This is a genomic window from Rhizorhapis sp. SPR117 (assembly GCF_021742065.1).
The window spans coordinates 59,659-77,739 of record NZ_JAKKIE010000011.1 but is presented as its reverse complement, the minus strand read 5'-3'; the positions used below and the strand labels follow the sequence as shown (position 1 = coordinate 77,739).

General features: G+C 59.4%; 17 protein-coding genes. 15 read left to right on the top strand and 2 right to left on the bottom strand.

The window, feature by feature from the left end; all coding sequences use genetic code 11:
• Positions 1 to 265: 265 nt before the first annotated feature.
• Both L3X40_RS06595 and L3X40_RS06590 read left to right on the top strand, forming a co-directional pair.
• Positions 266 to 1,810, top strand: a complete 1,545-nt coding sequence (locus L3X40_RS06595) for a hypothetical protein (protein WP_237364967.1) — start codon at positions 266 to 268, stop codon at positions 1,808 to 1,810.
• 73 nt (positions 1,811 to 1,883) lie between these two features.
• Positions 1,884 to 4,571 (top strand): TonB-dependent receptor plug domain-containing protein, encoded by a 2,688-nt coding sequence (locus tag L3X40_RS06590; protein ID WP_237364966.1) that lies wholly within the window; start codon positions 1,884 to 1,886, stop codon positions 4,569 to 4,571.
• Between the two features lie 88 nt (positions 4,572 to 4,659).
• Here L3X40_RS06590 and L3X40_RS06585 read toward each other — a convergent pair whose 3' ends face one another.
• The gene (locus tag L3X40_RS06585; RefSeq protein ID WP_237364965.1) at positions 4,660 to 5,292 is read right to left on the bottom strand and encodes a prolyl hydroxylase family protein; all 633 of its coding nucleotides are present in this window, start codon (positions 5,290 to 5,292) and stop codon (positions 4,660 to 4,662) included.
• A gap of 187 nt (positions 5,293 to 5,479) precedes the next feature.
• On the opposite strand from L3X40_RS06585, the gene L3X40_RS06580 reads away from it, so the two are divergent.
• Genes L3X40_RS06580 through L3X40_RS06520 form a run of 13 tightly spaced genes read left to right on the top strand, consistent with a single transcriptional unit; the run spans position 5,480 to position 17,310 of the window.
• Complete coding sequence (locus tag L3X40_RS06580) at positions 5,480 to 6,304, top strand: type II secretion system protein N (RefSeq protein WP_445177161.1); 825 nt, start codon at positions 5,480 to 5,482, stop codon at positions 6,302 to 6,304.
• Positions 6,301 to 8,493 (top strand): type II secretion system secretin GspD, encoded by a 2,193-nt coding sequence (gene gspD / locus L3X40_RS06575; protein ID WP_237364963.1) that lies wholly within the window; start codon positions 6,301 to 6,303, stop codon positions 8,491 to 8,493. The genes L3X40_RS06580 and gspD overlap by 4 nt, the downstream gene beginning before the upstream one ends.
• A gap of 2 nt (positions 8,494 to 8,495) precedes the next feature.
• A complete protein-coding gene (gene gspE, locus L3X40_RS06570; RefSeq protein ID WP_237364962.1) occupies positions 8,496 to 10,085 on the top strand; it encodes a type II secretion system ATPase GspE in 1,590 nt (529 codons plus the stop codon).
• A complete protein-coding gene (gene gspF / locus L3X40_RS06565; RefSeq protein ID WP_237364961.1) occupies positions 10,078 to 11,295 on the top strand; it encodes a type II secretion system inner membrane protein GspF in 1,218 nt (405 codons plus the stop codon). Before gspE ends, gspF begins: the two co-directional genes overlap by 8 nt.
• 7 nt (positions 11,296 to 11,302) lie before the next feature.
• A complete protein-coding gene (gene gspG, locus L3X40_RS06560) occupies positions 11,303 to 11,782 on the top strand; it encodes a type II secretion system major pseudopilin GspG (protein WP_237364960.1) in 480 nt (159 codons plus the stop codon).
• On the top strand, positions 11,754 to 12,260 hold the full coding sequence (locus tag L3X40_RS06555; RefSeq protein WP_237364959.1) for a GspH/FimT family pseudopilin: 507 nt from the start codon (positions 11,754 to 11,756) through the stop codon (positions 12,258 to 12,260). The genes gspG and L3X40_RS06555 overlap by 29 nt, the downstream gene beginning before the upstream one ends.
• Positions 12,247 to 12,618: a type II secretion system minor pseudopilin GspI gene (gene gspI, locus L3X40_RS06550; protein WP_237364958.1), complete on the top strand. Its 372-nt coding sequence runs from the start codon at positions 12,247 to 12,249 to the stop codon at positions 12,616 to 12,618. Before L3X40_RS06555 ends, gspI begins: the two co-directional genes overlap by 14 nt.
• Positions 12,615 to 13,235 carry a type II secretion system minor pseudopilin GspJ gene (gene gspJ, locus L3X40_RS06545; protein WP_237364957.1) on the top strand — a complete coding sequence of 207 codons (621 nt, stop codon included), beginning with the start codon at positions 12,615 to 12,617 and terminating at the stop codon, positions 13,233 to 13,235. Before gspI ends, gspJ begins: the two co-directional genes overlap by 4 nt.
• A complete protein-coding gene (gene gspK / locus L3X40_RS06540) occupies positions 13,232 to 14,218 on the top strand; it encodes a type II secretion system minor pseudopilin GspK (protein WP_237364956.1) in 987 nt (328 codons plus the stop codon). The genes gspJ and gspK overlap by 4 nt, the downstream gene beginning before the upstream one ends.
• Entirely contained in the window at positions 14,215 to 15,339 is a 1,125-nt protein-coding gene (gene gspL / locus L3X40_RS06535; RefSeq protein WP_237364955.1) for a type II secretion system protein GspL, read from the top strand. Before gspK ends, gspL begins: the two co-directional genes overlap by 4 nt.
• Positions 15,340 to 15,347: 8 nt before the next feature.
• Positions 15,348 to 15,815: a type II secretion system protein GspM gene (gene gspM / locus L3X40_RS06530; RefSeq protein WP_237364954.1), complete on the top strand. Its 468-nt coding sequence runs from the start codon at positions 15,348 to 15,350 to the stop codon at positions 15,813 to 15,815.
• Entirely contained in the window at positions 15,815 to 16,537 is a 723-nt protein-coding gene (gspN, locus tag L3X40_RS06525; protein WP_237364953.1) for a type II secretion system protein N, read from the top strand. The genes gspM and gspN overlap by 1 nt, the downstream gene beginning before the upstream one ends.
• 14 nt (positions 16,538 to 16,551) lie before the next feature.
• Complete coding sequence (locus L3X40_RS06520) at positions 16,552 to 17,310, top strand: prepilin peptidase (RefSeq protein ID WP_237364974.1); 759 nt, start codon at positions 16,552 to 16,554, stop codon at positions 17,308 to 17,310.
• A gap of 254 nt (positions 17,311 to 17,564) precedes the next feature.
• Here L3X40_RS06520 and L3X40_RS06515 read toward each other — a convergent pair whose 3' ends face one another.
• Positions 17,565 to 17,693: an entericidin A/B family lipoprotein gene (locus tag L3X40_RS06515; protein WP_237364973.1), complete on the bottom strand. Its 129-nt coding sequence runs from the start codon at positions 17,691 to 17,693 to the stop codon at positions 17,565 to 17,567.
• Positions 17,694 to 18,081 lie beyond the last annotated feature (388 nt).

Below are 18,081 nucleotides of genomic sequence, written 5' to 3'. Positions count from 1 at the left end.
ATGAGACCGTATACGTTGACGCAGACTGATCAGAGCATCTCAAAATCTACCTTGCAAACGGGGCGGGCCATACGTTTTTATGACATAATAGAGTCATAAATGTTTCTTCAAACTGTCTCTTAAACACAATCCGCCCGTCACATGTCGCGCCTAGTTGCCGCTTCGAGGGCGTCAAGGGGGGCTGCCTTTCGAGTCGTGCGGCTTTTCTTCCTCCTTGGCGGTCTGGATTGAAACACAGACACCGGTGCGCCGGGGCGGAGACATTATGGCACATATTTCGAATATCAAATCTATTCTGATGGCGGGTTGCGCCTGCGCCGTCCTGAGCGCCTGCGGCGCTGACGATGTCGCATCGCCGGGTGAAGGTGTAATCGTCCTGCCGACCCCAACGCCTTCCCCAACTCCGACCCCGACGCCCACGCCCACCCCGACGGGCGGTCCAGCCTCTGATTGTCCGACCGGCTTCACCGCTGGTGCTATCGTGGGCGACTATTTGAGCTGCAGCGCGCCTGAATTGACGGCCTCCAGCGGTCCGATCACGGGTTCGTTCACTCTGCCCAGTGCCGCTGGCGTCGCTTATGTTCTCAATGGTGTCGTCGAAGTCGGTGTTGATCGCGGCGGTGACAGCTCGGCTCCCGTTGGGACTGAAGGCATTCTCAACATTCAGCCTGGCGTGGTGATTTACGGCCAGAGCGGAGCCGACGCCCTCGTCGTCAACCGCGGTTCTCAGCTGAACGCCGCTGGTAGCTCAACCCGCCCGATCGTCTTCACGGCACGCCAGAATCTGGAGGGTAGCACCAATGCCAATTCGGACGGTCTGTGGGGTGGCGTCGTCATCCTCGGTCGGGCTCCGATTTCGGACTGTCAGAATTTCCCGACCACCAGCAACCCCACCAACGACCCAGATTGCAACCAGGAAGTGGAAGGCCTGATCTCGCCCCGCCTCTTCGGCGGCAATGCCCCGGCGGACAACAGCGGCAGTATCCGCTATGTCCAGGTTCGCTACTCCGGCCGTGAAATCACCACGGGCAACGAACTTAATGGTATCACCATGGCCGGCGTCGGTTCGGGAACGACCTTCGACCATATTCAGGTTCACAACAGCTCTGACGACGGTATCGAATGGTTCGGCGGCACCGTGAACGGCAAATATCTGGTGATGACCGGTATCAGCGATGACAGCTTTGACTTTGACAGCGGCTATCAGGGCTTCAACCAGTTTCTCATCGCAAAACAGACCGCGGGCCGGGGCGATCGCGTGATCGAAGGTGACAGCAACGGCGACGAAAACAACGTTCCGCGCACCCACGTCCGCTTGTCCAACTTCACCTTCTTTGGCACCAACAGTTCGGCGGCGGCTCTGCTGCTGCGCGGCGGTTCCGACTGGACGTTCGTGAACGGCACCATCGCCGGTTCGGCCACCTGCGTTGATGTCGCCTCGCCGACCACGCTCCAGGCTGCCGATGCCACGATTGACGAACAGGGTCCGCCGGTTTGGGAATCGGTATATCTGACCTGCGCCACCGGCTTCGCTGGCAGCGGCGGCAACACAGCGGCGGCAGCTCAGGCTTCGTTCGATGCGGGCAGCAACAACACGCTGAACGGTGCGTCCACGCTGACGCAGATGTTCATCAACGGGGCCAATGAAACAGCAGTTACGCCATTCGCTTCGGCTTCGCTCAGCAGCTTCTTCGTTACCCCGACCTTCATTGGCGCTGTTCAGGATGCAAATGACACGAACTTCCAGGGTTGGACCTGCGGTCTCTATTCGACCGGGCCGACCTGCGAGGAAGCACCCGTTCAGTCCTGAGAGACTTTGCTTTGAAATTGAAGGGCGGCGGCCACTGCGCCGCCGCCCCATTTTTATTTACGGGAAGAATGTCATGACGAAGCCCATCTCCTTTGCCAGCCTTTTGCTTATAGGCACGGCGCTGGTGGCGCCTGCTGCAATCGCGCAAACCGCCGATCAGGCCAGCCAGACTACGTCGGAACACTCCGGCAAAAGCGTCGAGGTCTCCAAGCCCGGCGCCGATTTCGAAGGCGAAATTATCGTTCAGGGCCGTTATATTCCAGAGCCCATCCGCGGCGCTCCGGAGGTCATTTCCCTGCTATCCGCAGAAGATATTGCCCGCACTGGTGAAGGCGACATCGCGGGCGCACTGCAGCGCGTCACGGGGCTTAGCGTGGTTGGCGGCCGTTATGTCTATGTGCGCGGCCTTGGTGAACGCTATTCGCTCGCGCTCCTGAACGGCCTGCCGATACCTTCGCCCGAACCGCTTCGCCGCGTGGTTCCGCTCGATCTTTTTCCAACCAGCGTGCTTGCAAGCTCGGTGGTCCAGAAGAGTTATTCGGTGAACTATCCCGGTGAATTCGGCGGCGGCGTGATCAATCTGACCACGCGAACCGCGCCGGAAGAACCTTTCATCAGCTTCGGCCTGACAGGCGGCATTGAAACGGAAACGACGGCGCGTCTGGGTTATACCTATTATGGGGCGGATTCCGACTGGACCGGCTTCGATGACGGCACCCGCGATATCCCGGCGGCGCTTCAGACGGCGATCAATACCGGTAATCCGGTGGACCGTGCCAACTTCACCGATGCAGAACTCCAGACCATCACGGCCAGCCTCGTCAATGCGCCGACAACGGTTGTTCAGCGCAACCGCGACATCCCTGCGAATATTTCCGCCGAGATCAGTGCGGGCAAGTCATTCGACGTGGGCGATAACTCAAGCATTGGCGTTATCTTCACTGCCGGGTTCAGCAATAACTGGCAGACAAAGGGCGGCATTCAGCAGATTACCCGCAGCGGCGCGGGCGAAGCGCTGGTGCCCAGTCAGGATTTCCGGTTTCTGACGACTGACAACCGCATTGTCGTTAATGGCCTGTTGGGCCTGTCGGGCCAGTTTGGCGACCATGTGATACGCTGGACCAATTTCTTCGTGCGCGACACGCTGAAACAGGCGTCGATCAAGCAGGGTACGAACGACGATGTTCGTCCGGACGTGCAACTCAATCAGAGCCGCACGCTCTGGTATGAACGCCAGTTGTTCTCCACGCAGCTTGTCGGTGAGTTCGATTTCAATGATGTGCAACTCGACGTTCGCGGTACTTATGCGAATACGCAGCGCGAGGCACCCTATGAACGGACCTTTTCTTACGCCTTGACCGATTTTTTTGACGGCGACGGCAATGTCATTGCGACCAAGCCGGTCAACAATTTCGCGAACGGTACGGGCGCCACGATTGCGTTCAGCGACCTCAACGAGGATGTCTATGGTGCTGGCGCTGACCTTAGCTACAAGCTGCCGATGGCGGCCGATATTGTCCTTTCCGCAGGCTATGCCTACAGCAAGAACGAGCGCACGGCATTGCGCCGCGACTTCCAGTATATCGCGGCTGACGGCTTATCGACCACCAGCCCGGTTGCCCAGTTGCGGCCGGATTATCTGCTGTCCGACGCCACCATCCAGGGATTCAATATTCAGCTCCAACAGAGCGTCGATCCGGCGGCGGCCTATGATGCCAGCCTGGAGGTGCATGCAGGTTATGGGCAAATCGAAGCGGATGTCATTCCCTTCGTGAAGGTTCAGACAGGCGTCCGCTATGAAAGGGGCGAAGAAAGCATGACGCCCTTTGCGCTGTTCACCGGCGCGCCGGTTTTATCATCGACGGAAATCAAGAATGAATACTGGCTGCCTGCGGCGACAATCACCTGGAACTTTGCCGAGGATATGCAGCTTCGTCTAGCGGGATCGAAGACGATTGCCCGTCCGCAGTTCCGCGAATTGGCCAATCAGCGTTATTTCGATACCGACAGCGATCAGTTTTTCCGGGGTAATCGCTTCCTTGAGGACAGTGAACTGATCAACGCCGAAGCACGGTTCGAATGGTATTTCGAACGGGGTCAACGCCTTTCCCTCGCAGGCTTTTACAAGAAAATCGACAAGCCTATCGAAACCATCGTTTCCCGCCAGTCGAACGAATTCCTCGTCAGCTTCGCGAATGCGCCCGAAGCCCAGCTTTATGGTGCCGAGGTAGAGGTGGAGAAGCTGTTCTGGCTCGAAGGATTGGGTGGGGATTTCTGGGCTGACCGCAACCTGCGCCTGTCCGGAAACTACACATGGTCCCAGTCCAAACTGAAGGTTCCCGATGGCACGTTGACGGCACTCGATTTGTCGGGCGCCACACCGCAGCTTCGGACAGGCATATTCAACGATGGCGACCCACTGACGGGTCAGTCGGACCATATTGCCAATCTGCAGATCGGGCTGGAATCCACTGAAGGAACTTCGCAGCAGACTTTCCTCATCAACTATGCCAGCAACCGTGTCGCTCGGCGCGGCGCGCCCGGTCAGCCGGACGTGATCGAAAAGCCCGGCATCCGTGTCGATTTCGTCGCGCGCGAAACGGTCTTGCTTGGCAGCAATGAACTGGAACTCAAATTCGAGGCCCGGAACATTTTCGGTCAGGATTTCGAACAATTCCAGAAATCAGGCGATTCCCGGATCGACATCAACAGCTATGATGTGGGTTCGTCTCTGTCACTGGGTGCGACCCTGAAATTCTGATCGGAACAGGATCAGCGAATGGAAAGGGCCGGTGGAGCGATACACCGGCCCTTTCTGTTTTTTAACAACGCATCCGGTACGAGAAGGCTTACTTCCAAACCCGCTCCCGATACCATTTTGTAATGATATATTTCACACCTTTGCGTACCTTCATCCCGTGATGAATCGTGGCGGGATTGGGCTTTCCGGTTTCATCGATATTGTTCCAGCATAGTAATTTGCCTTTTTCGGCGTGGATGATCTTGTTCACCGACCTGAACCGCGTCGCGCCGCCTGCTTCGGGTATGTTGAGGTAGATCATGAAGGTCCAGGTGCGTTGTCCCGCAACCGAGCAATATTTGACGTAGTCCGCGCCATTGAGTTCGAAATAATCGGTGTGTGCCTTGAACTCCTGCCCTACGTCATAGCGCTGACCCTGAATCGGTTCGCCATGCGCCGGGTCGATGCCTGCAAAGGCGCAGATCTTTTGGTCGATGGCGGCGACGAAGGGGTCGGTCGGGTCAAGATCGCAGGTTTCGCTGGTGCGATAATTGGGATCGCCATTGGCGTCCGCTATGGTTGACGGGCGTCGACGGCTATCGATTCGCGCGATGACTTCGTTACATTCCTGCGGGTTCAGAAAATCACGCTTGATGAAGAGTGTCAGCGCCGGATCGGGAAAGCGTTGTATGCCCGGATGCTGCATCAGGCGGGCGGGGCTTGCATTGGTGGCATAGATCATGGGACGGCCCGCACATGTCATTTCCAGCTTGGCTAACCGGGGCGGGTGCAAATGCCTAGTGCAAATTCAAAAAAGCGGTGCCTTTCATGCTGACAAGCCGCTAGTGAAATAAATACGTCACGAATGAGTCATGGTAGCGTCAATAAATCGCCCTAGCAGGCGAAGCTGTCAGGGGGATGACCAGATTATGCGTCTGAGATTGGATCGGAATTGGTTGGCACGGCTGCCCCGTGGCGATGTCTTCGCTTGGGTGGAACTGGTGTTGTTGGCGCTGATCGCGTTACAACTCGCGCGCATCGTCTGGACGGTCGTCACGCCCGTTGGCACTTTTGGCGATTGGCGTCCGCGTCAGGCTGACATTCCCTCCGCAGAAACGCGCACGGCGTTATTTTCTACCTTTGATCCCTTCTTCCGAACTGCCGCGCCGGGTGGAGATCAGGTTGTGACCGGGCTGGATTTGAAACTGTTCGGTACACGCCTGAACGAAGGATCGGGTAGCGGGTCGGCGATCATTGCTACGCCTGACGACATGCAGGCGAGCTTTGCGCCGGGGGATGAGATATTGCCGGGCGTGACTCTGAAGTCCGTCGCGTTCGATCATGTTGTGATTGATCGCGGAGGCCGGGAAGAAACCCTGTTTCTGGATCAGTCATCACCGGCTCCTGTCGCGCAGCCTGCCGCAAATCCCGCTGCGGATTCCAATGCTGTGCCCGCACGGCCCGACCAGACGCTGACCGCTGAAAATGTGCAGCGCGATATTGCTTTTGCTCCGCGTACCGAAAACGGTCGCGTGACCGGCCTTGCGGTCAGTCCTTCGGGAACCGGCGCAGCCTTCCAGGCCGCCGGATTCCGTCCGGGCGACGTCATTGTTCAGGTGAACGGCCGCGCCATCGCATCCGCCGCCGATATCCAGACCCTCACCGGCCAGCTTGCTCCGGGCAGCCGCATTTCCCTCCAGGTCGAACGGGGCGCCAATATCGTTCCCATCGCCATGATCTTGTCGAGCCAATGAAAAAAAACATTCTGAAAATCAGCGCGGCGATCGCGCTTGTCCTTGCCAGCCCGGTTCAGGCGCAACAGACGCTTAATGTACGTGATGCGGACATTCGCGCCTTCATTCAGGATGCAGCGCGCGTTACGGGCCGCACCTTCATCATCGACCAGCGCGTTCAGGGCAAGGTGTCGGTAGTGACCGATCGGCCTCTGTCGAAATCCGAATATTTCGAGATTTTCCTGTCCACGCTGCGCGCCAACGGCCTTGTCGCCGTGCCAGCGCCGGGTGGGGCCTATCGCATCCTGCCTGCCGACACCGCGGCGTCACAGCCAAGCCGTGTCGGCAGCGGGTCCGCCGCGCGCAACCAGTTCGTGACGGAGGTGTTTCGCCTGCGCTCAATCGACGCTGCATCGGCGTTGGAAACATTGCGTCCGCTGGTCAGTCGGGAAGGATCGATTACCGCCAATCGTGCCGGAAACAGCGTTGTCGTCGCCGATTTCGCAGATAACGTCGCCCGTATTCGTCAACTAATCGGACGGATTGATCAGGATGGCGCGGCAACGCAGATTGTGAACCTGAAAAATGCCGGGGCGCGCGAAATCGCCACCTCGCTGCAATCACTTGTGGGGCAGGGTGGGCAGGGTGCGGGCGGAGCCGGTCCCAATGTGTCGGTGGTCGCCATCGACAGCAGCAACAGCATTGCCCTTCGGGGCGATGCAGCGACGGTTTCCCGTCTGGTCGAAGTCGCACGAGACCTGGACAAACGCGCCGCATCCGGCACGGAAATCCGGGTTTACTGGCTTGAACATGCAGACGCCGAAAAGCTGCTGCCCGTGCTGCAACAGCTTGTCGGGCAGGCGGGCGCTTCGGCGGCCTCGTCCACGACGCCTTCCGCTTCGGGCGGCGCCAACGGCTCGGCTGCGTCTGCGCCGCCTGCCGCCGGACCAGCTGGCGTGGCGTCATCATCTTCGGGCAGCAGCATTTCGACTCGCGGTCCGGCGATCGTCACACGCTATGAAGGCGCGAACGCCATCATTGTCGCCGCCAATTCGGATGCACAGCGCATGTTGGGGGAAGTGGTCCGACAGATCGACACCCGCCGCGAACAGGTTCTTGTCGAAGCGATCATCGTCGAAATCAGCGACAGCGCGGCCAAAAAGCTGGGCGTCCAGTTCCTGCTCGGCAGCACCAAGACGGGATTTGCCGCCACCAATTACAGCAATGCCAGCCCCAATATCCTGACATTGGGCGGCGCATTTGCCGCGCAGGAACTCAACACGACCGAAACCAGGGTCGTGGCTCCCGATGGTACGGTTACGACGACGACCACGACGGAAAACAGCGATCTGGCCAGTGCGCTTCAGCAGGCGGCGGTTGATACGCTCTCAAGCGCCACCGGCGGCTTTGGCGGCATTGCGACTGAGCTGGGCCGCAATGGCTTTTTCGGCACGATCATCAACGCCGTCAAATCCGATACCGACAGTAACATCCTGTCTACCCCCTCGGTGATGACGTTGGATAATCAGGAAGCCAGCATATTGGTCGGCCAGGAAGTGCCCGTCACTACCGGCGAGGCGCTCAGCCAGAATTTCGATAACCAGTTCCGTACCGTGCAGCGGCAGAATGTCGGCATTCAGCTTGAGGTAAAGCCGCAGATCAATGCGGGCGGCGCGATCAAGCTGTTTCTGCGGCAGGAGGTGTCGAGCATCGCCGGGCCAGTGTCCAACAACAGCAGCGACCTCATCATCAACAAGCGCGAGATCGAAACCACCGTCACTGTGGACGATGGCGAGATATTGGCGTTGGGCGGTCTGCTTGATGATAATGAGCGCAAGACGATCGAACGCATTCCGCTGCTCAGTGATATTCCCGGCATCGGCGAACTGTTCAAATCGCGAAGCAGGTCGCGCGCGAAGACGAATTTGATGGTCTTTATCCGACCCACTATTATCCGCAGTACGGAAGATGGCCGTCGCCTGACTGCGCAGCGTTATGGCTATATCCGGGCGCAGCAATTGCTGAAGAACCCAGATAGCGAACCGAGCATCGACGAACTCGTCCGGGATTATATGGGCGCTGTGCCACCCGGCTCGGATCAGCCAAAGCCCGATGATCAGGTCATTGACGGCCGGGTCGTCGTGCCGGAGGTCAGGCGATCGCAATCGGTCATCAAGTCCGAACCCATTCCCCCCAGCGAGTCGGAATAGACATGGCCGACGAGCCCGAAAGCCGTAATTCGACAGCGGGCGAACAGGTGCCCGGGACGCTGCAATCCCTGCCGCGTCTGGTCGACATTCCTTATGGGTTCGCGCGGAAATTCGGTGTTGTCCTGTTGGGCGAAGGCGTGTCCATCAGCGGCGAGCGGCTAAGCATTGCCATGCGGGAGGGCGGCGACCCCCGCATATTGCTGGAGGTGCGGCGGTATCTGGCGCAATCCTTCGATGTGGCGTTTGTCGATACCGCCACCTTCGACAAATATCTGTCGCAGCGCTATGCGATGGACGGCACGGCGGCTGCGGTTGCGGGGTCCATGCGCGTGGGCGAGGATGAACTGGACCTGCTTGCAACCGATCTGCCCACCGCCGATGACCTGCTCGATAGCGCCGATGATGCGCCCGCCATTCGTCTGATCAACGGCATCATTGCCGAAGCGGCGCGGCAGGGCGTTTCGGACATTCATATCGAACCTTATGAAACCGGCCTTGTCGTGCGGATGCGCGTTGACGGGGTGCTGCGTGAAACGCTGAGAATGCCGCCGCATGTCGCCCCCGTGGTGGTCAGCCGTATCAAGGTGATGGCGCGGCTCGATATAGCCGAACGGCGCGTGCCGCAGGATGGCCGTATCGGCCTGACGCTGGGCGGCAAGCTGCTCGACGTGCGTGTTTCGACGCTGCCCAGCCGCGCGGGCGAACGGGTGGTGCTGCGTATATTGGACAAGGACAATGCAGGGATCGACCTGGACGTGCTTGGCATGACCGGCCTTGCTGATCAGGTCTTCCGTGAAGCATTATCGGAACCCAACGGCATCATCCTTGTCACAGGTCCCACCGGATCAGGCAAGACAACGACGCTCTATGCTGGTCTTCGGCAATTGAATGATGGCTCGCGCAACATCCTGACGGTTGAGGACCCGGTCGAATATGCGATTGACGGCGTGGGTCAGACGCAAGTCAATCCGAAAGTCGGACTTACCTTCGCGGCGGGCCTGCGCGCCATATTGCGGCAGGACCCCGATGTTGTGATGGTAGGCGAAATCCGTGACCGCGAAACCGCCGAAATCGCGGTACAGGCGTCGCTCACCGGCCATCTGGTGCTTTCGACCGTCCACACCAATGATGCGGTTGGCGCGATTACCCGCATGCGCGACATGAAGGTTGAACCGTTTCTGCTGGCCTCCACCCTGCGTGCGGTAATTGCTCAACGGCTTGTGCGGCGTTTGTGCCAACATTGCCGGGAACCTGTGCAGGCGGACAAGTCAGTGAGCGCGCTGCTTGGCTTTGATCTCGGCACCATTGTCTATCGGGCGCATGGCTGCGAGCAATGCAACGGAAGCGGCTACAAAGGTCGGATCGGCGTATTCGAGGCCGTTCGTATCGATGACACCATCCGCCGCCTTATCAACGATGGCGGTGATGAATCGATCATCGCGCGGCACGCGTTCCTCAATGCGCCCAATCTGGGGTCGGCCGCACGGGCGCTGGTGCGTGACGGCCAGACGACGGCAGAAGAGGCCATCCGCATTTCTCGCCGGGAGGAGGTGGCGGAGGTTCCCGTTTCGCAGGAATTGGGCGATGCCTGATTATGACTATCTGGCGATAGACCCGGCGGGCAAGGAACGTCGAGGGTCGCTGACCGCAGAGAGTGCCGATGAAGCCAAGGCGCGGCTCGACCAGCGCAAGATGTTCGTCGTGAAAATTGAAGCGGGCAGATCGAAGGCTGCGCGGGGCAGGGCGCTGTTCTCGCTTGCCCGCCAACGGCTGTCCCCCAGGCAGCTCACGCTGTTCACGCGGCAGTTATCGACCCTGATCGAGGTCAGCCCGCTTGAAGAAGCGTTCCGCACGATCAGCCGGCAAAGCGAAGAAGAACATGTGCGCGCCGTCGTTTTGCGTGTGCATGGTGGTGTGACCGAAGGGCGTCGCCTTGCCGAAGCCATGGCGCTCGAGGCCAGAAGCTTTCCACCGCTGTATCGCGCGATGGTGTCGGCGGGCGAAAGTTCCGGCAGTCTGCCTTTGATCATGGAGCGGTTGGCCAACCTGCTGGAACGGCAGGCGGAGGTTCGCGGCAAAGTGACGACGGCGCTTGCCTATCCCATCATCTTGGCGCTGGTCGCGGTAAGTGTGGTCGTGGGCCTGATGGTATTCGTGGTACCAAAGGTGGTCGAACAATTCGATACGGTGGGGCAACAACTGCCGCTGTTGACGCGGATCGTCATTGGCATATCCGGCTTTCTGACGGGCTATTGGTGGGCGCTGCTTGCCCTGTTCCTGGCTGTGGGCATTGTCGGTTGGCGTGCGCTGAAAGAAGAATCGATCCGGTACAGTTTTGACCGTTCCCTGCTTCGCCTCCCGTTGCTCGGTCGCCTGATCCGCGACCTTCATGCCGCGCGCATGGCCCGTACGCTTTCGACCATGGTGGCCAGCCGCTTGCCGCTGCTGGAAGGATTAAAGCTGACTGCGCAGACTGTCCACAACCGCGTTCTGCGCAAGGCGTCCGATGATATTGTCGAGGCGATCCGCGGCGGTGGCAGCCTTTCCGCCGCGCTTCGCCGCGCAGGTGTTTTTCCGCCGCTGCTGGTTTATCTGGCGGCCAGCGGAGAGGCGGCCGGTCGTCTTGACACCATGCTGGAACGCGCGGCCGATTATCTGGAGCGGGAGTTCGATCGTTTCACTGCAACGGCTTTGTCGCTGCTGGAACCGGCCATCATTGTCGTCATGGGCGGCGTTGTCGCCATGATCGTGCTATCGATCCTGCTCCCCATCCTGCAATTGCAAAGCCTGACAGGTGCTTGAGGAAATTATGAAACGTTTGTTGTCCCGCTATCGCCATTTCCGGAGCTTCTCACAGCAGGAGCGGGCGAAGCGCGAATCCGGTTTCACCCTCGTCGAATTGATGGTCGTGATCGTTATCATCGGTTTGCTTGCCACGGTTGTCATGATCAACGTCCTGCCCAGCCGGGACCGTGCCATGGTGGAAAAGGCGAGGGCCGATATTTCGACGCTCAGTCAGGCTCTGGAAATGTATCGCCTCGATAATCTGACTTATCCCGCCGCCGGAGATGGCTTGCAGGCGCTGGTATCGCCGCCCGCGACATTGGCACAACCGGGACGCTATCGCAGCGGCGGCTATATCAGGAAACTGCCTGATGATCCCTGGGGCCATTCCTATCTTTATGCCAATCCGGGACGCAGCGGGGCGTTCGACGTCTATTCGCTGGGTGCCGATGGCGCTCCGGGTGGCGAGGGCGATAATGCCGATATCTATTCCAGCGACATCTGAGCGTCTTAGGCCGGCTTTCTCCAGAACGCGCACGCGGGCATGGGAAGACGGCTTCACCCTTGTCGAATTGATGGTGGTGATCATGATTATCGGTCTGATGTCGGCTGCCGTCGTCATGACCATCCCCACTCAGCATGGGAAGGTTATGAGCGATGCGGAGCGTTTTGCCGCGCGCGTCCTGGCGGCGCGGGATAATGCCGTATTGCAATCACGTCCCATGAGCGTCTGGATATCTGCATCCGGCTATGGCTTTTCGCAGCGTCGACAGGGCCAATGGAGTCCCATGCGCGACAAACCCTTTGGTCCGACCGATTGGCGCGATGGCACCACCGCCCTGGTGGGGCAGGCGGGACGTGAGCAATTCTATTTCGACAGCACCGGCCTTGCGAGCGAACCGCTCACCGTGCGTCTTGTGCGCGGCGGCGAACAGGTATCGGTCAGCATCGGCATCAATGGCAAGGTCGATGTCGGTGCGTGATCGCGGGTCTTTGGGCTTTACCCTGATTGAAATGCTTGTCGCGCTGGCGGTATTCAGCCTTGCCGCATTGGCGCTGTTGCGCCTGCAAGGCGTGACGCTGTCTACCACGGCTGATCTGGATCAAAAACTGATGGGCCAGATCGTGGCCCGCAATCTGGCGGTCGAATTACTGACCGACCCGGCACCACCCAGCCTTGGCGAGAAAAAAGGCGTTGCGGAAAATGGCGGCCAGACATGGCGCTGGACGCGTGAAGCGGCGTTGACCGACGACTCGCGCCTCATGAAAATCGACATCCGTGTGGAAGGAAATCAGGGCGGATCACCTAATATGCTGACGATCATCAGGCCGACAAAATGAGGGGACAGCGCGGTTTCACCCTTGTCGAGTTGATGGTTGCACTGTTCATATTCGGCGTGCTGGCCGCCGCGGGCGTCATGCTTTTGTCGAACAGTGTCACGGCGCAGGGGGCGGTCAAGGCGCATCTGGACGATATGGCGCTGATCCAGCGGGCAAGCGCCGCAATGTCCGCCGATCTGGCGCAGGCGACAGCGCGGATCAGCCGTAACGAAGAGGGCAAGTTCGTTCCGGCCTTCTGGGCGCAATCGGCTGATGAAAATCAACCGCTCGTCCGGTTCGTTCGGGGCGGGTGGAGCAATCTCGATGGCGCGCCGCGCTCGACCTTGCAGAAGGTTGAATATTGGTATGCCGATGGATCGCTGGAACGGCGCGGCTATTCAATGCTTGACGGCGCCGTGGCGGGCGAACCTTCGCCGCTGCTCGAAAGCATCGATGCCGTGACAATGCGATATCGGGACGAAAAAGGCGATTGGCGCGACAATTGGCAACCAACGCAGCCCGACCTCCTGCCGCGCGCGGTGGAGATGGTGATTACGGGTAAGAACGAAGCGCCGCTGACCCTTCTTTTTCTGGTAGGCCCCGGCGCCAAGGCTGCCCAGACCGAGGCTGGCCAATGAATATTGGTCCTGGCAAGGAACGCGGCGCGGCGCTGCTCACGGTGCTGCTTCTTGTCGCGGTCATGTCCGTTATTGCCGCTGCGGCGCTGGAACGCCTGACGCTTGCCACGCGCCTTGCCGCTAACAGCAGCGCATTGGATCAGGCACGTGCCTATGCACTGGCCGCAGAGACGATTTCCATCGTGCGTATCGGTGATCTGGTGGCCGCCGATACGACCAAGACCACATTGCAGGGCGATTGGAACGGACGCCCCAACCGTTTGCCCATTCCCGGCGGTATTGCCACAGCCAGCGTCACCGATGGCGGCAATTGCTTCAACCTGAACAGCGTGGTGGCCGGTACTGATCCCGAAAAGTTGCTTGCCCGACCACTGGGCGTTCGGCAGTTCACAGCCCTTATGGAATTGCTGGGCATCAACGCGCGTGACGCAGCACTCGTTGCGGCTTCGCTCACCGACTGGATCGACAGCGATAGCGCGCCGGTGCCCGGTGGGGCAGAGGATGACGTCTATGCCCAACTTGCCAAGCCCTATCGCACACCCAATCGCCTGATCATGGATACCAGCGAATTGCGCGCCGTCTATGGAGTGACGCCAGAGATTTATGCAACGCTGCGTCCGTGGGTCTGCGCGCTGCCGATTACGGATCTGTCGCCTGTCAACGTCAACACGCTGGCGCCTGAACAGGCGCCGCTGTTCGCCATGCTGATCCCGGGACAGCTTACCATTGATCGAGCGCGGCAAATGCTGGCGCAGCGGCCAGCGGATGGCTATGGGAGCGTGCATGCATTCTGGGCTTTGCCAGCATTGGCGGCGCTCACCCCCAATGCAGAGGTGACGGCCCAGACAAAAGTGACTAGCAGATTTTTTCGCGTCGACATCGCTGTCGAGCTGGGGGATGCCGAAGTGACCGAACAGGCGCTGATAGATGCGCAGGAAACGCCCGCCCGGCTGATTCTGCGTCAATGGGGGGAAGCAGGTTGAGCGGCGTCGACGGTTTCATCATTTCCATTCCTGACGGTGATGACGAAGAGCCGCTGTGGATGCGGATCGTCGGCGGCGAAATGATTCAGCATGGCATTGGTGCTGGCTGGTTACACGCGACCGGGCTGGAGGCAGTGCCAAAAGGTGATCGGATCATGCTGGTCGCGCCGGTGACTCATACCACTTTGCATTGGACTGATTTTCCCGACCTGCCACCGCGTCAGGGTCGTGCGGCGGCGCGGCTGCTGGCGCTCGACAACAGCATCGGCCCGGCTGAGACTCTCCATGTTGCCACGGCTGAAACGGCCAATCCGGAAGACAGCCATAATGTCGCGGTTGTTGCCCGCGCGCAGATGGCGCATTGGTTGCTTTGGGCGCAGCAACATGGCCTTGATCCCGATGTCATACTGCCTGCGGCCCTGTTGCTGCCTCATCCCGAGGAAGGCTTCGTCAGGGGTGTTATCGGCGGGCAGACGGTTGTGCGGGGTTCCGATTGCGCAATGGCTGCGACCGATCCGCTTTGCGCCCCGATCATCGGTGATGCGCCGGTACGCGATATACCGCCAGATGCGATCAATCGGGCGGCGATCGCGGCACTTGAAGAACCACCGCTCAATCTGCGTCAGGGCGATTTTGCTCGCCGTGCGAAAAAAATGCTCGATTGGGCATTGGTTCGGCGGCTGGCGGCCATGGTGGGTTTGATAGCCTTTGGCAGTCTGTTGATCGCCCTCATCCTCATCATGAAGTACAGTTTCGCAGCAAGCGCAGTGGATGCGGAAAGCGTGGCATTGGCTCGCACTGTATTGCCCCGCGTGGAGGGCACCGCCAATGCGCAGGCGCAGCTCGATGCCAGGCTGATTGAACTGGGCGGCGGGGGGCTTGGTTTTTCGGGACCTGCATCGGGGCTGTTCATGGCCATGCGCAATGCATCCAATGTCAGTATCGCCAATCTGGGCCATTCTGCCGATGGCACATTGCGGGTCACGTTGAGCGGCCCCAGAGTGGAAGACATCAATATTGTCCTTATTGCCTTACAGGAAGCCGGTTTCACCATCACCGCCGCTTCGCAACAGGGGCAGGGCGGACAGGTTCTCGCTGATATTACGGTGCGCGCCTTATGATCGAGCAAATGAAGGATAGATGGGAAGCCTTCTCCCGGCGGGAAAAATGGCTTGTCGGCATTATGCTGGCGCTGTTGGCCGTGGTTGTGCTGTGGCTTGGCATCGTCCGGCCCATTGATGGCGGCCTTGCATCGGCAAAGGCCGGTCATGCGGCGGCCATTGACCGCTATGCTGCCATTCGCGCCCGGGTGGAGGCAATCAAAGGGCTTTCGGGGCATCGCCCGCCTGAACTGGGTGCGCCACTCGATGTGGTGGTCAGCCAGAGTGCGAGTGAAACCGGCTTCACACTGGATCGCAACGACCCACAGGGGGCGGGCAGGGTGAGCATCGCCATCGGTTCTGCGCGCCCAACAGCCTTTTTCGCCTGGCTGGTCTCGCTTGAAGCACGCGGCATTCAGGTCGAATCATTAAGCGCACGGCCGGCGGGACCTGATGTCATCAATGCAACCGCAGTGCTGCGCACGGCGGGGCGGTGATGACCTTCCTGCTCCCCGCGCGCCGTCGCCTGTTTCTGTTACTTGTGCTGTTGTTTGCGCTGGTGGCGCTTTTCCCCTTGCGGTTGGCGTTCAATATGCTGGAGTTGCAGGACAAGGGGCTTGCCGCACGCGCCATAAATGGTGGCGTATGGTGGGGTAATATCGAGCAGTTGCGCCTTGGCCGCGTGATGCTGGGCGATGTCGAGGCGCGGGTGTCTCCGATACAATTGCTGGTTGGCAGGGCGCGAATGGACTTTGTCCGGCAAACGGGCGCTTCCGATGATCTGAAAGGGGCGGTGACAGTCAGCAACGCCAGCTTTGGCATAGATGATGTTACCGCCAGCATAGGGGCCGACGGCTTGCTTGCCCCGCTTCCGGTTAGTGGGGTCGACTTTTCGGATGTCAGCGTGCGCTTTACCGATGGTGCGTGCGTCCGTGCCCAAGGCCGTATCAAGGCGCGCATGGCCGCCGCTATTCAGGGTCTTAATCTGTCACAAGGACTGAGCGGCGAAGCTGTCTGCGACGGACCCGCGCTTTTCCTGCCACTGGTCAGCCAGTCCGGCCTTGAAAAGTTCAACCTGCATATCGAAGCTGATGGGACCTATCGGGCCGAATTGCTGGTCAGCACCACGGATGCGGCACTTGCAGCCACTCTTGCGGGCAATGGTTTTTCCCGTGGGGCAGGCGGTGGATATGTGCTGAAGATCAATGGCAACTTGTGAGCGAAGGCCTCAATATGATGCCGCCCGAAGCGTGGTTGCTCGCGGGTTTTCTGCTGGGCGCGATTATTGGCAGTTTTCTTGCAACCCTTATCCTTCGCTGGCCGCAGAAGCGTTCGGTACTTGCGGGCCGTTCGGTGTGCGAGGGATGTGGCCGGGCCCTGGGGCTTATCGATCTCGTACCCTTGTTCAGCGCGATTATCCTGGGCGGGAAATGCCGAACGTGTGGCGCACGGATTGACTGGCTGCATTTCAGTGTGGAATTGGGCTGCGCGCTTGCCGGAGCCATGGCCTTGTGGCTCGCGCCGGGTATCGAAGGGTTGGGCTGGGCAGTTTTCGCCTGGTTGCTGATCGTTCTGGGCGTGCTGGATTTCCGGTATTTCTGGTTGCCCGATGCCTTGACGCTCCCGCTGGCCTTTCTGGGTCTGACACTTGGCATGTGGGTGACCGATGTGGCGCTTGCTGATCGCGTGATCGGGGCCGCTGTGGGCTATGGCGCGCTGACGGCCATCGCTGTTGGATACCGCAGGTTCCGCGGGAGAGAGGGGATGGGTGGGGGTGATCCCAAGCTGCTGGGTGCCATCGGCGCATGGATGGGCTGGCAAATCCTGCCGCTGCTGCTCGTTATCGCCAGCGTGACGGCATTGCTGACCATCGGCCTTGGCGCGGCACGGGGACGGGTGGTTGGGTCGACCACGCGTATTCCGCTTGGTACATTTATGGCTGTCGCGGCGTTCCCTGCATGGATTGCATCGCGTATCCTGGGGATTGCCTAATTTCATTTTATCGTCATCCCCGCGAAGGCGGGGATCCATCTCCTGACCTGACCGCTTGATTTTACGTCGGGAGATGGGTTCCCGCCTTCGCGGGAACGACGAAAATCAGGAAATGCACGAATGATGCAATAGTCCCTTCAGGGGGGGCGAGCCCATCCTATTTGTCGCAACGGTATGATTGCCAACTTGTTTCAGGGTGAGAACTTCGATTCCATCATATTAGCTTTGACCGCGAGAGCGGGTTCTCCCCGGCCTTAATTGATGACTCTTTCGCCCGCACTGCCAACGGATTCGATATCGCGTCCGGCGCCCTTGACCGTGTTGCATGCGGCCAGCAGCGTCAAGGCAATGGAAACTGCCACAATAGCCAAATTCTTTTTCATCACAGGCGTCCTCATTGAAAAACTCGACGCATCTTAAAGCGGCGAGGCTTTCAGTCTAATGAATAATATATTTGGGCTGGAACCCCGAAAGGTAGGAACCCGGAACGCCGTCGGGGGGGGGAGAAAGCGTTCCGGGTCCATGTTTTTGGACAGCAAGAGCGGGGGGCAAAAGATTTGCTATCCAGATACCCAAACGAGGCCGCCGCGCATTGGTTCCCGAAAAAAATTACTTTTCCAAATTTTTTATATTGAGTCAGGAATATGCAATTCCCACCCGAAATGGTGATACAAGATATTGAGTTTGTTACATCCTGTACCGCATGTGCTTGACCCTGGCAGATGTGCGTGCAACCTTTGACTGTCCGATTTGGCATGGGCTGATTGGGCA

Bases quoted from the DNA above. Each gene is read 5' to 3' on its own strand.
- L3X40_RS06595 (WP_237364967.1), top strand. From the start codon at position 266: ATGGCACATATTTCGAATATCAAATCTATTCTGATGGCGGGTTGCGCC.
- L3X40_RS06590 (WP_237364966.1), top strand. From the start codon at position 1,884: ATGACGAAGCCCATCTCCTTTGCCAGCCTTTTGCTTATAGGCACGGCG.
- L3X40_RS06585 (WP_237364965.1), bottom strand. From the start codon at position 5,292: ATGATCTATGCCACCAATGCAAGCCCCGCCCGCCTGATGCAGCATCCG.
- L3X40_RS06580 (WP_445177161.1), top strand. From the start codon at position 5,480: ATGCGTCTGAGATTGGATCGGAATTGGTTGGCACGGCTGCCCCGTGGC.
- gspD (WP_237364963.1), top strand. From the start codon at position 6,301: ATGAAAAAAAACATTCTGAAAATCAGCGCGGCGATCGCGCTTGTCCTT.
- gspE (WP_237364962.1), top strand. From the start codon at position 8,496: ATGGCCGACGAGCCCGAAAGCCGTAATTCGACAGCGGGCGAACAGGTG.
- gspF (WP_237364961.1), top strand. From the start codon at position 10,078: ATGCCTGATTATGACTATCTGGCGATAGACCCGGCGGGCAAGGAACGT.
- gspG (WP_237364960.1), top strand. From the start codon at position 11,303: ATGAAACGTTTGTTGTCCCGCTATCGCCATTTCCGGAGCTTCTCACAG.
- L3X40_RS06555 (WP_237364959.1), top strand. From the start codon at position 11,754: ATGCCGATATCTATTCCAGCGACATCTGAGCGTCTTAGGCCGGCTTTC.
- gspI (WP_237364958.1), top strand. From the start codon at position 12,247: ATGTCGGTGCGTGATCGCGGGTCTTTGGGCTTTACCCTGATTGAAATG.
- gspJ (WP_237364957.1), top strand. From the start codon at position 12,615: ATGAGGGGACAGCGCGGTTTCACCCTTGTCGAGTTGATGGTTGCACTG.
- gspK (WP_237364956.1), top strand. From the start codon at position 13,232: ATGAATATTGGTCCTGGCAAGGAACGCGGCGCGGCGCTGCTCACGGTG.
- gspM (WP_237364954.1), top strand. From the start codon at position 15,348: ATGAAGGATAGATGGGAAGCCTTCTCCCGGCGGGAAAAATGGCTTGTC.
- gspN (WP_237364953.1), top strand. From the start codon at position 15,815: ATGACCTTCCTGCTCCCCGCGCGCCGTCGCCTGTTTCTGTTACTTGTG.
- L3X40_RS06520 (WP_237364974.1), top strand. From the start codon at position 16,552: ATGATGCCGCCCGAAGCGTGGTTGCTCGCGGGTTTTCTGCTGGGCGCG.
- L3X40_RS06515 (WP_237364973.1), bottom strand. From the start codon at position 17,693: ATGAAAAAGAATTTGGCTATTGTGGCAGTTTCCATTGCCTTGACGCTG.